Below are 15675 nucleotides of genomic sequence, written 5' to 3'. Positions count from 1 at the left end.
GAGCGCGCACCCGGCGCTCACCTCGTAGCGCGTCGCGCGCACAAGCCGCTCCCACACACCCCGCGCCGGCGTCCCGCACACGCGCCCCGTGTGAACCTTTCACACGTGCCGGAGCCATGCGCACGCTCCCGGCGTATGTGGTTGCGCGGTCAACTGGAAGCAGCCCCACACAGGATGACGGCTCCTGCGTGGCACGGGCCGCCGGTCCTTCGATCCCCGCCCTCGGCCGGCGGCCCCGGCGTATGCCTCACAGTGGGTGACGCGGATCGTGAAAGCGGGCGGCGGTAAGGGGCGGTCGCCAGGCTGACGGGACTTACGCCTCGGCCCGTGCCGCGCCCACGAGCGCGGCGACCCGCTCCACGCCGAACACGTACCCCTGGACCCCGCACCCCGCGATGACCCCGTTGGCACGCAGGGAGACATACGAGTGGTGCCGGAACGACTCGCGCTGGTGGATGTTGGAGATGTGGACCTCCAACACGGGCATTCCGTCGCACGCGTTGAGTGCGTCCAGAATCGCTACCGATGTGTGTGAGTAGGCGCCGGGGTTGATCACGATGCCGCAGTGGTTCAACCGCGCCTCGTGGATCCAGTCGACCAGCTCACCCTCGTGGTTGGACTGCCGGAAGTCCACCGTGCCGCCATGCGCTGCCGCTGCCTTGGCGCACATCGCCTCGATGTCGGCAAGCGTGTCGGAGCCGTAGATCTTCGGCTGGCGCTGACCGAGGAGGTTCAGGTTGGGGCCGTTGAGGATCATGATCGGGGCGTTGGCCAGGGTGCGGGGCACGGTTCCTCCGGGTCCGTCGCGGGTGGGGCGATCCGTGGAGGATCGCTGCTCAGACCCGGTTTATCACGGTGCACCGACAGCGCGACCGGTCGTACCCTCCCCGGATGACGACGATCTCGTACGCGCCCAAGCCGTCACCCGGTGACCTTATCGCCGTGATCTCGCCGTCCGCGGGTCTCCCCGGGCTCTTCCCGCGCCCTTACGAACTGGGTCTGGAACGGCTGCGCAAGGAGTTCGGCCTCGAACCGGTCGAGTACCCGGCGACCCGAAGGACGGGCTCGACGCCTCAGGAGCGCGCCGCCGACATCCACGCGGCCTTCGCCGACCCGGACATCAAGGCGGTCATCGCGTCCATCGGCGGGGATGACCAGATCACCGTGCTGCCGCTGCTGGACCGGGAGTTGATACGGGCGAACCCGAAGCCGTTTTTCGGGATGAGCGACAACACGAACCTGCTCGCGTATCTGCGCAACACGGGAATAGTGGCTTACCACGGCGCATCCGTGATGGTCGAGCTGGGCCGTCCCGGCGCCATGCATCCGCAGACCGCCGACTCCCTGCGGGCGGCGCTGTTCACCTCGGGCGAGTACGTGCTGCGGCCCGCCGAGCACTGGCGGGACATCGACCGGGACTGGGCCGATCCGGCGACCTTCGACGCGGAACCGGAGACCCGGCCGGGCACCGGATGGACCTGGCGAAACGCCGACCAGGTGGTCGAGGGCCGCAGTTGGGGCGGCTGCCTGGAGATCCTCGGCATGCTGCTGATGGCCGACCGGGAGATCTCGCACGACCTCACGGAGTACGACGGCGGAGTGCTGTTGCTGGAGACCTCGGAGGAGTTGCCGAGCAGCGACGAGGTCTTCCGCACGCTGCGGAACATGGGCGAGCGCGGGCTGCTCCAGCGGTTCGGCGCGCTCCTGATGGGCCGCCCCAAGACCTGGTCGTTCGAGCGCCCCAACAGCCCCGAAGAGGCCACGCGTTACGCGGCCGGGCAGCGCGAGGCCGTAGTGCGCGCGCTGGAGGTGTACGCCCCCGATATCCCGGTCATCTTCGATGTGGACTTCGGGCACACCGATCCCCAACTCGTCATCCCCTATGGAGGCACGATCCGCGTCGACGGCCCGGCCCGGCGCATCACGGTGACGTACTGACGCACGTCCCGCGCCCCCGCGCGCTCCCGTAACCGTTGATCACCGTGGGTAGTTGACGCGACATGCAAGACGTACGCACCGTAAGGGCACCTTCCATGCTGCGGCTCGCGACCGCCTCACTCGCCGGGACGGCCATCGAGTTCTACGACTTCTTCGTCTACGGGACCGCAGCGGCGCTGGTCCTGGGGCCATTGTTCTTCCCGACGTTCTCACCGGTGGCGGGGACACTGGCCGCGTTCGGAACGTTCGGCGTGGGCTTCATCGCCCGGCCGCTCGGCTCGGTGCTGTTCGGGCACGTCGGGGACCGGCACGGCAGACGTCCGGTCCTGGTCGTGTCGCTGCTCCTCACCGGCGCCTCAACGGTCGCGGTCGGCTGCGTGCCGACGTACGACACGATCGGTGTGGCCGCTCCCGTGCTGCTCCTCGTCCTGCGGTTTCTGCAGGGGCTCGGGCTCGGCGGGGAGTGGGGCGGGGCCGTGTTGCTGACGGCGGAGCACGCGCCCGCCGAACGGCGCGGGCTCTGGTCGAGCTTTCCGCAGGTCGGGCCCGCGCTGGGCTTCCTACTCGCCAATGGCGTGATGCTGGCGCTGTCGGCGACGCTGACCGACACGCAGTTCGCGAGCTGGGGGTGGCGGGTGCCGTTCTGGGCGGCCGGGGTGCTCGCCGTGGCGGGGCTGTGGCTGCGTTCCTCCCTCACCGAGAGCCCCAGCTTCCTCGGAATCGACGACCACGCGCGCGTGCCGATCGCGGAGGTGGTGCGCGACCACTGGCGGCTCGTCCTGCTGACCGCCGGTGCGCTCGCGGTGGGGTACGCGATCTTCTACGCCGTGACGACCTGGTCGCTCGCCTATGCGACCGAGCGACTCGGGGTGAGCCGAACCGTCATGCTGACCTGCATCATGGCCGCGGTGGTGGTGAAGGGGGCCCTCACACCGGTGGCGGCGCTGCTGGGCGACCGCTGCGGCCGGCGGCCCCTGTGCCTGGCGGGGTGCGCTGCCGCCGCCCTGTGGATGTTCCCGATGGTCGCGCTGCTCGCGACGGGGGCGCCGCTGCTGATGTTCCTCGGCTTCCTGGGGGCGATGCTGGCGTTCATCACGATGTTCGCCGTGATCGCCGCGTATCTGCCGGAGCTGTACGAGCCACGGGTGCGCTGCACCGGCGCCGCGGTGGGCTACAACCTCGGCGGGGTCCTCGGCGGCGCGCTCACACCGATCGTGGCGACCGCGCTGGCCGAGCAGAGCGGCCGTGTGCCGTGGGGTGTGGCCGCGTATCTGACGGGGATTTCGCTGCTCAGCCTGGGGTGCTTCGCGCTGCTTCCGGAGACCCGCCCGGTGCGGGTGGTGGCGACGGAGGCTGCGACGGGATGAAAGCTGACGCGTAATCGCTTGCGTAAGCGCTTACGCAAGCGATTACGCGGGTGGAGTCAATGAATCCGCCTCATGGATTGATCGCCGGCTCCAAGTACGCCGCGAACAGCACCAGATGGACCCCTCCTTGGAGTGGCGTGGCCCGTCCCGGCACGGCGGTCAGAGCCTAGCGAGCGCTCTGCCTACTTGAGCTCGCTCATGTCCAGCACGTCGCAGTTGGTGCGTTCACCGATGCTCGACGCGCCCAGTTGTTCCGCCAACTTGGTCGTCTCGGGGTCTTCGCTGTTGCGCATGGCCTCGTCGTACGAGTCGAACTTGAGCAGGGCGAGGTAGCGGCCGGGGTTGTCGCGGTCCCTCAGGAGGATGCGGTGTATTAGGCCGCCGCCCTTGCCCGCGTTGTGCTGGACGAACTGCTGGAGTTGCTGCTCCATTTCCTCAAGACGCTCGGTCTCGAAGTCGATGATCTGCACGAACTTCATGGGCCTCCAGCCGGACGCGGCGTCCCCGGGCCGAGGAACGCGCTCACGACCAAAACAAGCACCGGGAGCGGTGCCCGGCAATTCGCCGCGCGCCGCTCCCGGTGATGGTGTTTCTACGTCCGAAGCGGTCAGGCTTCGATGTCGGCCTTCGGAGCGCCTTCGGTCTCCTTCTGCGCCTCGTCGGCCGCCGCCTGCTTCTTCGACGCCCGCAGACTGGTGATCGTGGTCACGATGAGCACCGAGCAGATCACGCCGAGCGACACCGGAATGGAGATCTCGGGGACATGCACCCCGGACTCGTGCAGTGCGTGCAGCACCAGCTTGACGCCGATGAAGCCGAGGATGATCGACAGGCCGTAGCTGAGGTGGACCAGCTTCTTCAGCAGACCGCCGATCAGGAAGTACAGCTGCCTCAGACCCATCAGTGCGAACGCGTTGGCAGTGAAGACGATGTACGGGTCCTGGGTCAGGCCGAAGATCGCGGGGATCGAGTCGAGTGCGAACAGGACATCGGTGGAGCCGATGGCGAGCATCACGACCAGCATCGGGGTCATGACCCGCTTGCCGTTCTGCCGGATCCACAGCTTGGTGCCGTGGTAGCGGTCGGCCACACCGAAGCGGCGCTCGGCGGCCTTGAGGAGCTTGTTCTCCTCGAACTCCTCATCCTCCTCGTCGGCCCGGGCCTCCTGGATGAGCTTCCAGGCGGTCCAGATCAGGAAGGCACCGAAGATGTAGAACACCCACGCGAAGCTGGCGATGATCGCGGCGCCCGCGGCGATGAATATCGCGCGCAGTACCAGGGCTATGAGCACGCCGACGAGCAGCACCCGCTGCTGGTACTGCGAGGGCACGGCGAACTTCGCCATGATCAGGACGAACACGAAGAGGTTGTCGACGCTCAGCGACTTCTCGGTGATGAATCCGGCGAAGAACTCACCGGCGGGTTGTCCGCCGCTGAAGACGAGCAGACCGAGCCCGAAGAGGCCGGCGAGGGCGATCCAGACGATCGTCCAGATTCCGGCTTCCTTGATGGATACGTCGTGCGGCTTGCGGCCGATGAAGAAGTCGACCGCGATCAGGGCGGCAAGCCCCAAGATCGTCAGGACCCACAGGGTCACGGAAACATCCACTGCGCCTCCGGCAGTACGTAACGGCAAATGTCAGCGTCGTCGCTGCCGGAGGTCTCTTCCACCCAAATGGGCCGACGCCCCGGGATCTGGCCTGATCCGTATTGACGGGTACGCCGCAGTAGACAGGGAGTACTCCCCTCCGCACGGAAAACAGTACCCCAATCACCAAGGAACGGTAAAGCGCTTGGCAAAAGAAAGGCCAAAAACCCTGGTCAGTGAGGCTTTACCTGAGCTTGGTGCGGGCCATGGCGACTTGGGTGAGCACCTGCTGGAGCACCTGGCTGCCGTGCGGCACAAGGCACGGCTCATACGTCCACGCATGGCCGACCCACGGGTCGGCGAGGTGGTCGTCGGGCACCGGGGTGAGTCGCATCAGCGAACGCCACAGCGGGTCGAGCAACGGGCCGTAAGCAGCGGCCTCCTCGCGGTCCGCGACCATCATCAGATGGACCCCGACGGCCGGACCCTCGTCCGCGAGGTAGCGCAGCTGGGTCACGGCCCGGTCATCGAAGCCGTGCGGGAAGTCGTTGACGATGAGCAGCTGCTCGGAGGTATCGAGGCCGGGCGGGAGCGAGTCGGCCGCGCCGCCGCGCACCGCCATCTGCACCAGGTCGACGCGCTGAGTGAGCCGTACGAGGACCTCCGACACACCGGCCGCCCCGATGGCAGGCGGCGCGGCGAGCACGCCGGTCTGTACGAGCGGCGCGAGCGCCTGTGCACCCGAACCCGCGGGGTCGATGGCGTGCACGGTGAACTCACCCGCCGGGTAGACGGCGAGCAGCCGGGCTGCATGCGCCACCGCTGTCTCCATGGCCAGCTGCCGCAGGTCATGCGAGTCGTTGTACCCACCGTCGAGCGATCCGGCCCGTCCGCTGTCGATCCACAGGCCCCGCTCCAGCGGCAGCCGGACCAGCATCGGTATGCGCAACTCGGGACACTCGGGCAGACGCAGGTCGCCGAGGCGCAGGGCCATGGGAATCTCCATCGGCACCCGGTAGCCGTGCCACACGGGATTGTCCCAGCGGGCGAACGCCAGAGGCAGCGCCGGCTCGACGACTTCGACCTCGGCGGTGAGCTGGGCGAGGTCCCGGTCGAGGGCTGTCCTGGCCCGGTCGACGAGCTGGGTGTGCTTTGCCCGTGCCGCCTCCCGGGCGGCGTCACCCTGGCCCCCGATCCTGCTGCGCGGGTCGGACAGGACCTGGTCGAGTTCCTTCTCCATCCGCGAGTCGGCGAAGTCGACGGCGCTGCGATAGGCGGCCGTGGTGCGGGCCAGGTCCTCGAAGATGCCCCAGACCTGGTTGTAGAGCCGCTCTTCCATGGACCAGCCGGTCGCGTCGCCCGCGACGGGCCGGGCGGGCTGCCCCGGCTGGGCCGCGGGTGCGGTCGGCGGTGGCGGGGGCGGAGCCGCGTTCCGCCGGCGTGGATGGCTGTAGTCGATCGGGCCGCCGGCGCCGGACCCGGACGGCTGGGCGACGGCCGAGGGGTCCACCGATCCGGTGGGATAGCCAGGCCGGGGCTCCGCGGCGCCCTGAGCGCCGTACGGAGAGCCGGTCTGGTCCGGGCCGAAGGCTGGTGCGGCCGCCTGCCGGGAGCGGTCGCCGTCCGGGGTGCGCGGCGCCTGCACCGAGCGGGCCATGCCCTGGGCCACCGCCTCGTTGATCCCTCCGGCGAGCTGGTGGGCCTGGGGCAGGCCCTGGTCGGCGAGCAGCTCGGCGAGGCCGCCGGCATACCCCTGGCCGACCGCACGCACCTTCCAGGCGCCCTGTCTGCGGTACAGCTCCAAGGCGACGACGGCCGACTCGGCCTTCAGGCCGGTGATGGTGTAGCTGGCGATCTCCGTGCCGTCGAGGCCGGTGACGGCTACGAAGGGGGCGGCGACGGCGCCGAACTGGACCGGGCCACCCGCCGCGGAGGGCAGGGCGAGCAGCACACTGACCCGGTGCACGGCCTCCGGCATGGCGCCGAGGTCCACCGCGAGGCGGTGGTCGGCGGCGGCCTGCCGGGAGACCTCCAGGCCAGGCAGGGTGGGTGTGCCCGGGTGGGCCACCCACTCGACGCCCTGCACCTTGCCGTGCTCGTCGCTGAGCGTTGCTCCGGCGACGATCGGCTTGCCGGCCGAGACCCGGATCTCGATGCGGGCCTGGGAGAGCGGGTGGTTCTGCCCCCGCACCAACTCGGCCGTCATGCCTGCTCCCCCTGTGCTTCGTGATGTCGTGTGCCGCCCCGCCGAGCGCTTTACAGGTGCGGCAGGATCGCCGGCATCAGGTCCTGGAAGGTGCGGCCGTTGGCCGGGGTACCCAGAGCCGTCATCGTCCAGCCCGGGCCCGTACGGTGCACCTTCGCCATGATCTGGGCCGTGTAGGCGCCGCCACCGGCGAGTGTGTACCGGGCGAGCTCCTGGCCGTTGCTCTCGTCGACCAGGCGGCAGAACGCGTTCTGCACTTCCTGGAAGGTCTGGCCCGTGAAGGAGTTCACGGTGAAGACGATCTGGTCGATGTGGACCGGGATGCGGGCCAGGTCGACGAGGATCGCCTCGTCGTCGCCGCCCTGGCCGACACCGCCGACCAGGTTGTCACCGGTGTGCCGCACCGAGCCGTCATCGCTCACCAGGTGGCGGAAGAAGACGACGTCGACCGGCTGTTTGTCCGCGAACAGCACGGCGGAGGCATCGAGGTCGATCTCCCGGGTGCGCGAGCCGAACAGGCCGCGCCGGGGAGCCGCCTGCCAGCCGAGACCCATGCGCACCGCAGTCAGGCTGCCACCGTCGTTCTTCTGCAGACTGATGGCCTGACCCTTGGTCATATTGACGGTCACGCGCTGATTCCCCTCTCGAGCTGTCCCCTGTTGCCGCGGAGTCCGCGGATGACGTGAACCCTACGCAGAGCCACGGACGGTGACGTACCCCGGTCCGCACTTTGTGTCGGTCTTGCAACACAGCGCGTTCGACGCGAGATCAGGACAGACCTGCCTCCTTCATCTGCCGCAGTTCCTTCTTCATCTCGGAGACCTCGTCGCGCAGCCGGGCCGCGATCTCGAACTGGAGGTCTGCCGCGGCGGCACGCATACGCTCGGTCATCTCTTCGATCTGCCCGGCCAGCTCGGCCGCCGGGCGGTCGGTCGGCACCGTCTCCTTGGCCTTGCCCTTGGCGGACTTGCCGCCCTTGGCCGCCTTGGCGCCGAGCGAGGGCACGGGGGCCTTGGCGCCCTTGCCGTCCTTCATCTTGCGATAGCCCGAGCCGAGCAGCTGCTCCGTGTCGACGCCCTCACGTGCGATCTGCGCGACGATGTCATTGATCTTCTTGCGGAGCGGCTGGGGATCGATGCCCTTCTCCTTGTTGTACTCGATCTGCTTCTCCCGGCGGCGGTTGGTCTCCTCGATGGCCTTCTCCATCGCCGGGGTGATCTTGTCGGCGTACATGTGGACCTGGCCGGAGACATTGCGCGCCGCGCGGCCGATGGTCTGGATCAGGGACGTCCCCGAGCGCAGGAAGCCCTCCTTGTCCGCGTCGAGGATGGCCACCAGGGACACCTCGGGCAGGTCGAGGCCCTCCCGGAGGAGGTTGATGCCGACGAGCACGTCGAACTCGCCCGAGCGCAGCTCGCGCAGCAGCTCGACGCGGCGCAGGGTGTCGACGTCGCTGTGCAGATAGCGCACCTGGATGCCGAGTTCGAGGAAGTAGTCCGTGAGGTCCTCGGCCATCTTCTTGGTGAGTGTGGTGACCAGAACGCGCTCGTCGTTCTCGGTGCGCTTGCGAATCTCATGCACCAGGTCGTCGATCTGGCCCTCGGTGGGCTTGACCACGACCTCCGGGTCGACGAGGCCGGTGGGCCGGATGATCTGCTCGACGGCTCCGTCGGCACGCGACAGCTCGTACTTGCCGGGGGTGGCCGACAGGTAGACGGTCTGCCCGATGCGCTCCTGGAACTCCTCCCACTTCAAGGGGCGGTTGTCGAGCGCGGAGGGCAGCCGGAAGCCGTGGTCGACGAGGGTGCGCTTGCGGGAGGCGTCGCCCTCGTACATGGCGCCGATCTGCGGGACGGTGTTGTGCGACTCGTCGATGACAAGCAGGAAGTCGTCCGGGAAGTAGTCCAGCAGGGTGTTCGGCGGGGAACCGGGGAGTCGGCCGTCGAAGTGCATCGAGTAGTTCTCCACGCCGGAGCAGGAGCCGATCTGGCGGAGCATCTCGATGTCGTACGTGGTGCGCATCCTCAGGCGCTGGGCCTCCAGGAGCTTGCTCTGCTTCTCCAGCTCCGCCAGGCGCTCCCCGAGTTCCTTCTCGATGTCGTTGATGGCCCGCTCCATGCGCTCGGGCCCTGCGACGTAGTGGGAGGCCGGGAAGACGTACAGCTGGTTGTCGTCGCTGATGATCTCGCCGGTGACCGGGTGGAGTGTGGACAGGGCCTCGATCTCGTCGCCGAACATCTCGATGCGGACGGCCAGCTCCTCGTAGACCGGGAAGATTTCGATGGTGTCGCCGCGGACGCGGAAGGTGCCGCGGGTGAAGGCCATGTCGTTGCGCGTGTACTGGATGTCAACGAAGCGGCGCAGGAGCTGATCGCGGTCGATCTCGTCGCCGACGTTGAGGGGGACCATGCGGTCCACGTACTCCTGTGGAGTACCGAGGCCGTAGATGCAGGAGACGGAGGCGACAACGATGACGTCGCGGCGGGTGAGCAGCGAGTTGGTCGCGGAGTGGCGCAGTCGCTCAACCTCCTCGTTGATGGAGGAGTCCTTCTCGATGTAGGTGTCCGACTGAGGGACGTAGGCCTCGGGTTGGTAGTAGTCGTAGTACGAGACGAAGTATTCGACGGCGTTGTTCGGCAGCAGTTCCCGGAACTCGTTGGCCAGCTGGGCGGCCAGCGTCTTGTTCGGGGCCATCACCAGAGTGGGCCGCTGAAGTTTCTCGATCATCCACGCGGTGGTGGCGGACTTGCCGGTGCCGGTCGCGCCGAGGAGGACCACGTCCTTCTCACCGGCCTCGATGCGCCGGGCTAGCTCGGCGATGGCCTGTGGCTGGTCGCCGCTGGGCTGGTAGGGGCTGACGACCTCGAAAGGCGCCACCGTGCGTTCGATGCTGGAAACGGGCCGCATGGAATCCACCGTACGACCACCCACTGACAACGCGGCCTGATCACCTGTTTTGCGGGGTGCGGGAACTCCGGCTGCCCACTGTGCGGCGGGCGCGGATCACCGGGCGCCGGGTGGTGTGCCGGACGGTGGAGTGGGCCGGGATGCCGGGCTTGTTCTCGATGGGGGCCCCGGCGGGCTTCCCCATGACCATGAGCGGGTCGAACATCACCACGACGCCCGCGAGGAGGAGGAAGGCCAGCGGGCCGACCATGATGAGCGCAAGGAAGCCGGCCGACGAGTCTCCCGAAGTGGGGGCGCTCGCGGTGTGGAGGTGGATGTTGAGGGCGGCCATGCCGGTGTAGTGCATGCCGCTGACGGCGAGTCCCATGACGAGGCTCGCACCCACACTCCACATGAAGCCTCTGACCTGTCCGGCCGCCCAGAGGGCGGCGGTGGCCGCCACGATCGCTATGACGACGGACGCGGCGACGGTCAGGGTGTCGTACTCCAGTTTTCCGTCGAGGCGCATCCCGGCCATGCCCAGATAGTGCATGGAGGCGATGCCCAGGCCGGTGATGGTGCCTCCGGTGAACAGAGCCGATCCCCGCGCGCCCTTGTAGCCGACCATGAAGATCCCAATGCCCACCATGACGATCGCGACGCCCAGGCTGGCGAACGTCGTCAGCACGTCGTAGCGGATCGGCGTGCCCACGACGGTGAAGCCCATCATCGCGACGAAGTGCATGGTCCATATGCCGGAGCCGATCGCGGCCGAGCCGAGGGCCAGCCATCCCGGTCTCCAGGACCGGAAGACCAGCATGGACCGTGTGGTGCAGCGCAGACCGAGCGCACCGCCGAGGCAGGCCATCAGGTAGGCCACCAGCGGTGTGACGAGTCCGTAGCTGAATCCGTCGACCGTGCCCTGCATGCGCGGCTGCCCTTCCACCTGATACGTCCCGGACTGCTGAACCAAGCCCCCCTCCTACGACCACCGACCAGCGGTCAAGGTTGTGGCAGAGAGTATGTCTCTCCCGGAACGGTCGAACGATTTCCCCGCAAAGAAACACGCCCTTGCCGCACTTGTGCGGCACCAGTGAGCGGATTCCGGCAACACCATTCAACCTGTGGCCATTCTGTACCCCTCCGCCGTTGACCCTCCGCTGTCACAGTCGACCTGTCCGTGATCGCTCGACGCGAGGAGTACGCATGCACGCGCGCGCAGTTGCCACCGCGAGCACCGCGCTGGTCCTGGGCACCGCCGCCCTCTTGCTCGCCACCTCCGGCGCGCGGGCCGACGCCGCCGCCGAGCCCCCTGCGGTCATCGCACACCGAGGGGCCTCCGCGTACGCGCCCGAGAACACTCTGGCCGCGATCGACAAGGCGGCCGAGCTGGGCATCGACTGGGTCGAGAACGACGTCCAGCGCACCAAGGACGGCGAGCTGGTCGTCCTGCACGACGACAGTCTGGCGCGCACGACCGACGTCGAGGACGTCTTCCCCGGCCGGGCTCCCTGGAAGGTGAAGGACTTCACCGCGGCGGAGATCGCCCGTCTCGACGCGGGCAGCTGGTTCGACCCCGCCTACGCGGGCGCGCGCGTGCCGACGCTGCAGCAGTACGTACGGCACGTGGAGCACCACCACCAGAAGCTGCTCCTGGAGATCAAGAACCCCGGGCTGTATGACGGCATCGAGCGGGAAACCCTCAAGGTCCTCGCAAACGAGGGCTGGCTGGACCGGGGGCACGTAGCAGGTCGGCTGATCGTGCAGAGTTTCAGCGCGGACAGCATACGGACCGTCCACGAGGCCAAGCCCGACGTCAAGACCGGCTTTCTCGGCACGCCGTCCGTGGCGGACCTTCAGGAGTACGCACGCTTCACCGACCAGATCAACCCGTCCCACCTCGGCGTTTCGACCGGCTACGTCTCCGCCGTCCACGGGTTCACCGGTCCGCACGGCAAGCCGCTGGAGGTCTTCACCTGGACCGTCGACGACGCACAGACCGCCCGCCGGGTCGCCGGGTACGGCGTCGACGGCATCATCACCAACAAGCCGGACGTGGTACGGGACGCGGTCGAAAGGTCCTGAGTCCCACGCAGCCGAGGTGTTGTCAGTGGCGGGCCGTACGGTGGAGCGCATGGACAGCCATGGGCAGTATGAGCAGCAGGTCGTGTGGACCGTCGTCGGCACCGACATCGGTCCGCTGCTGCTGGCCGCGACCCGCGACGGCCTGGTAAACGTCGTGTTCCACGCCACGGAAGCGGTGCGCGACAAGGCGCTCGACCGGCTCGGATCCCGGCTCGGCAGCGAGCCCGTCGAGGCCCCGGACTCCCCACTGCTGGCCGAGGCGATACAGCAGGTCGAGGCGTACTTCGCGGGTGAGCGGCGCGGCTTCGAGCTGCCGCTTGACTGGTCGCTGATCGCGGGGTTCAACCGAGAGGTGCTGCGCGAGCTTGCCTCCGGCGTGCCGTACGGCTCGGTCGTCGGCTACGGCGATCTCGCCGGGCGGGTCGGCCAGCCCGGCGCGGCCCAGGCGGTCGGACTGGCGATGGGCGCCAATCCCCTGCCGGTCGTCGTGCCCTGCCACCGGGTCGTGGAGAGCGACGGCGGCATCGGGGGGTTCGGGGGTGGCGTCGAGACCAAGCGGCAGCTGCTCGCGCTGGAGGGCGTGCTGCCCGAGCCGCTGTTCTGAGGGGTTCGGGCGGGCACGCATCTCCAAGACGGCGTCGGCTCCGCTGCTCCGCTCCGGCGCGGAGGCCGGCCGGAAGGCGTAGCCGGTAGCAGACTCCGCCATGCGCACAGCCACCGGCATCCGAGGGCTCGGAGCCGAAGGGACGGCGATCGCGCATTGAGCGTGTGCACATCGCCAAGGCGGTCAACGCGACCGTCATCGGCCTTGAGGACGCGCCGCGCGGCTGCGCCGGGTTCGGCCAGGGCGCGAGCCGCAAGCACATGCTCGATCCGCATGCGGCACTGAAGGCCGTACAGCCGGTCTGAGCGTCCGGCGAGGGGGTGCCCGCGCACGTGAGCGCCCCCCTTGAGTGGACCTAGTCGTAGTGGCGGGCCTCGAAGACGTTCCCGTCCGGGTCACGGAAGTAGAAGCTGCGCTTCGCCGGGCCGCGGGCGCCGAAGGAGTCGTACGAGATGTCCGACACGGGGACGGCGCGTTCCGCCAGGCGGCCGCGGAGGGCGTCGAAGTCGTCGGCGGTCAGGGCGACGCAGACGTGGTTGACCGGGTGTCCGGCGCTGTCCGCGGCGCCGGGGAGCATCTTCATGCCTTCTGCCATGGTCTGCGGCATCAGGTCGAGGATGGTCTCCTCGTTGAGGCGTACAGAGGGGAAGGGGACCTGGCCGGCGGCGAAATCGGTGAGCCTCAGGGGCTCCATGCCGAGGGTCTTCTCATAGAAGTCGGCTGAACCGATCGGGTCGTTCACCCAGAGAACGACATGGTCGAGACGTGCGGTGCTGTCCGTCATGCATCCCAGGCTGGTGCTGTCCCCCACAGGTCGCAAGGGTTTGACCTGGCGTGCCGCCCGCCAGAGATGAGGGAAGACCCAACGACAGGAGGCAGGCGCGTGGTGCTGATGGTGTCGGAGGAAGTGCGGGCGGCGATCGACGCGCGTCGACCGGTGGTGGCCTTGGAATCCACGATCATCGCGCACGGGCTGCCACGCCCCCGCAATCTGCAGGTGGCGCTGGAGCTGGAGGGCGTCGTACGGCAGCACGGTGCGGTACCGGCGACGATCGCCGTGCTGGACGGGCGGCCCCATGTCGGCCTGGACAAGGAGCAGCTGGAGCGGGTCGCCAACGAGGACGGGATCCGTAAGCTGGGCCATCGTGACCTGCCGCTCGCCGTGGCGTCGGGCGCGAGCGGGGCGACCACGGTGTCGGCGACGGCGCTGCTGGCGGCCTCGGCCGGCGTCCGGGTGTTCGCGACGGGTGGTCTGGGCGGGGTTCACCGGGAGTGGACGGTGACGCAGGACGAGTCGGCCGACCTGGGGCTGCTGGCACGTACCCGGATCACGGTGGTGTGCGCGGGCGTGAAGTCGATCCTGGATGTGCCGGCCACGCTGCAGCGGTTGGAGACGCTGGGCGTCGCCGTGGCGGGGTACGGCACGGACCGCTTCCCCGGCTTCTATCTGTCCGACTCGGGGCATCCGGTGGACTGGACGCTTGAGACGCCGGAGCAGGTGGCGGACGTCATGCGCGCGCAGGACGCACTCGACGGGCCCGGGTCGGCGCTGATCGTCGCCAATCCGGTGCCCGAGGACGAGCAGCTGGATCCCGAGCTGCACGCGCGCGTACTGGCCGACGCGCTGCACGCATGCGAGGGGGAGGGTGTCAGTGGACAAGCGGTCACGCCGTTCCTGCTCGGCTACCTGGTACGCCACACCGAGGGGGCCTCGCTGAGCGCCAATCTGGCAGCGGTGCACGGCAACGTACGGCTGGCGGCGCGGATCGCGGCGGCCTGGGCCGGGGCGTGACCGCGGGACCGCACGGCGCGCTGCTGGTCGTCGGGGATGTCGTCACGGACGTCATCGCCCTGCACCGGCGGCCGCTCGCGTCGGGTACGGATACGGCCGCGACGATCCGCACGGTACCGGGCGGTGCGGGCGCCAATGTGTCCTGCTGGGCGGCTCATTGGGGCTGTCCCGAGGTACGGCTGCTCGGCCGGGTGGGCGCTGATGCGAGCGCGTGGCACGACCAGGAGCTGGTCGACAGCGGAGTCCAGCCCCGCCTCGTCGTGGACCCGCAGGCCCCGACCGGAACGGTGATCTGCCTGGTCGACACGGATGCCGCGGCCCAGCGGACATTCCTCACCGACAGCGGGGCGTCGTTGCGGCTTGAGCCCCGGGACTGGTCGCCGGCGCTGCTGGACGGGGTCGCATGGCTGCATCTGTCGGGCTACCTGCTCTTCTCCGCCCCGAGCCGAGCACTGGTGGCCGTGGCCCTGGAGTCGGCACGCGCGCGTGCCGTGCCGGTGAGCATGGACCCGGCGTCCGCCGGCTTTCTTGCCGAGCTGGGCGTCGACCGCTTCCTTGCCCTGATGGAAGGTGTGGACGTCCTGCTGCCCAGCCGTGACGAGGCGTACCTGCTGACCGGGCTGCCCGACTCGGCGGACGCGGCGGCCAAGCTGAGTCGCCACGTCCCGCTGGTGATCGCCAAGCAGGGCGATCAAGGCGCGCTCGTGGCCCGGTCCGGCACCGTGTCCGCCCACATCCCCGCGACATCGGCGACACCGAGGGACACCACGGGAGCGGGCGACGCCTTCACAGGCGCCTTCCTCGCGACGCTCCTGGCAGGCGCCGGGCCCGAGGACGCGGCGGCGGAAGGGTGCCGCGCGGGTGCGCTGGCGGTCGAACGGGTGGGGGGCAGACCGCCGGTGCGGGAGTGACGCCGGGGCGGGTGACAGACCAGCGGTGCATGACGGTCGAGAGGCAGATGCCAGACCACCGGTGCGCGAAAGACAACGAGGCGGATCACAGACCAACGCTCCACGACGGTCGAGAAGGCAGATGCCAGACCACCGGTGCATCGCTGACGACGGGACAGATGCCAGACCACCATGGCAGACGGAAGACGGGCGTATGACGGACCACTGGTGCACGACAGACGATGCGCTGCCCCCGCTCGCGATGCCCCCCGCCACCCGGCACCCCGCCACCGGCCCTGCGCCCTATGCCCCGTGCCCT

15 protein-coding genes are annotated in these 15675 nt (G+C 69.0%); 7 read left to right on the top strand and 8 right to left on the bottom strand.

Translation table 11 applies throughout. The annotated features are described in order from the left end of the window. Positions 1 to 313 precede the first annotated feature (313 nt). Positions 314 to 787: a type II 3-dehydroquinate dehydratase gene (aroQ, locus tag GFH49_RS15330; RefSeq protein WP_155056435.1), complete on the bottom strand. Its 474-nt coding sequence runs from the start codon at positions 785 to 787 to the stop codon at positions 314 to 316. Positions 788 to 891: 104 nt separating this feature from the next. Here aroQ and GFH49_RS15325 point away from each other — a divergent pair, with 104 nt between their 5' ends. Both GFH49_RS15325 and GFH49_RS15320 read left to right on the top strand, forming a co-directional pair. Next, complete coding sequence (locus GFH49_RS15325; protein ID WP_155056434.1) at positions 892 to 1938, top strand: S66 family peptidase; 1047 nt, start codon at positions 892 to 894, stop codon at positions 1936 to 1938. Positions 1939 to 2033: 95 nt separating this feature from the next. Continuing rightward, positions 2034 to 3305, top strand: coding sequence for an MFS transporter (locus GFH49_RS15320; RefSeq protein ID WP_230396308.1), 1272 nt, complete (start codon positions 2034 to 2036; stop codon positions 3303 to 3305). A 182-nt stretch (positions 3306 to 3487) separates the two neighbouring features. Here GFH49_RS15320 and GFH49_RS15315 read toward each other — a convergent pair whose 3' ends face one another. From GFH49_RS15315 to GFH49_RS15290, 6 genes are all read right to left on the bottom strand, one after another. After that, positions 3488 to 3784, bottom strand: a complete 297-nt coding sequence (locus GFH49_RS15315) for a hypothetical protein (protein ID WP_155056432.1) — start codon at positions 3782 to 3784, stop codon at positions 3488 to 3490. A gap of 128 nt (positions 3785 to 3912) precedes the next feature. After that, positions 3913 to 4914 carry a TerC/Alx family metal homeostasis membrane protein gene (locus tag GFH49_RS15310; RefSeq protein ID WP_196217999.1) on the bottom strand — a complete coding sequence of 334 codons (1002 nt, stop codon included), beginning with the start codon at positions 4912 to 4914 and terminating at the stop codon, positions 3913 to 3915. 223 nt (positions 4915 to 5137) lie between these two features. After that, complete coding sequence (locus GFH49_RS15305; protein ID WP_155056430.1) at positions 5138 to 7099, bottom strand: TerD family protein; 1962 nt, start codon at positions 7097 to 7099, stop codon at positions 5138 to 5140. A gap of 50 nt (positions 7100 to 7149) precedes the next feature. Next, entirely contained in the window at positions 7150 to 7728 is a 579-nt protein-coding gene (locus GFH49_RS15300; protein ID WP_155056429.1) for a TerD family protein, read from the bottom strand. Positions 7729 to 7867: 139 nt separating this feature from the next. Beyond that, a complete protein-coding gene (gene uvrB / locus GFH49_RS15295; protein ID WP_155056428.1) occupies positions 7868 to 10006 on the bottom strand; it encodes an excinuclease ABC subunit UvrB in 2139 nt (712 codons plus the stop codon). Positions 10007 to 10046: 40 nt separating this feature from the next. Further along, complete coding sequence (locus GFH49_RS15290) at positions 10047 to 10913, bottom strand: MHYT domain-containing protein (protein WP_155056468.1); 867 nt, start codon at positions 10911 to 10913, stop codon at positions 10047 to 10049. 278 nt (positions 10914 to 11191) lie between these two features. Here GFH49_RS15290 and GFH49_RS15285 point away from each other — a divergent pair, with 278 nt between their 5' ends. The 3 genes from GFH49_RS15285 to GFH49_RS15275 all read left to right on the top strand — a co-directional run bounded on the left by GFH49_RS15285 (position 11192) and on the right by GFH49_RS15275 (position 12979). Beyond that, positions 11192 to 12070: a glycerophosphodiester phosphodiesterase gene (locus GFH49_RS15285; RefSeq protein WP_155056427.1), complete on the top strand. Its 879-nt coding sequence runs from the start codon at positions 11192 to 11194 to the stop codon at positions 12068 to 12070. A 49-nt stretch (positions 12071 to 12119) separates the two neighbouring features. Then, entirely contained in the window at positions 12120 to 12674 is a 555-nt protein-coding gene (locus tag GFH49_RS15280; protein WP_155056426.1) for a methylated-DNA--[protein]-cysteine S-methyltransferase, read from the top strand. A 164-nt stretch (positions 12675 to 12838) separates the two neighbouring features. After that, on the top strand, positions 12839 to 12979 hold the full coding sequence (locus GFH49_RS15275) for a hypothetical protein (protein ID WP_230396307.1): 141 nt from the start codon (positions 12839 to 12841) through the stop codon (positions 12977 to 12979). A gap of 50 nt (positions 12980 to 13029) precedes the next feature. Here the strand turns inward: GFH49_RS15275 and GFH49_RS15270 are convergent, their stop codons facing one another. Beyond that, positions 13030 to 13458, bottom strand: coding sequence for a VOC family protein (locus GFH49_RS15270; protein ID WP_155056425.1), 429 nt, complete (start codon positions 13456 to 13458; stop codon positions 13030 to 13032). 99 nt (positions 13459 to 13557) lie between these two features. Here GFH49_RS15270 and GFH49_RS15265 point away from each other — a divergent pair, with 99 nt between their 5' ends. Then, positions 13558 to 14466 (top strand): pseudouridine-5'-phosphate glycosidase, encoded by a 909-nt coding sequence (locus tag GFH49_RS15265; protein ID WP_155056424.1) that lies wholly within the window; start codon positions 13558 to 13560, stop codon positions 14464 to 14466. Next, on the top strand, positions 14463 to 15377 hold the full coding sequence (locus GFH49_RS15260) for a carbohydrate kinase family protein (RefSeq protein WP_155056423.1): 915 nt from the start codon (positions 14463 to 14465) through the stop codon (positions 15375 to 15377). The genes GFH49_RS15265 and GFH49_RS15260 overlap by 4 nt, the downstream gene beginning before the upstream one ends. Positions 15378 to 15675 lie beyond the last annotated feature (298 nt).

This window comes from Streptomyces blattellae (assembly GCF_009709555.1).
In the GTDB taxonomy this organism is placed as follows: domain Bacteria; phylum Actinomycetota; class Actinomycetes; order Streptomycetales; family Streptomycetaceae; genus Streptomyces; species Streptomyces blattellae.
Note: the sequence above shows the minus strand (reverse complement) of the source record. Positions and strands in the feature narration are given on the sequence as shown.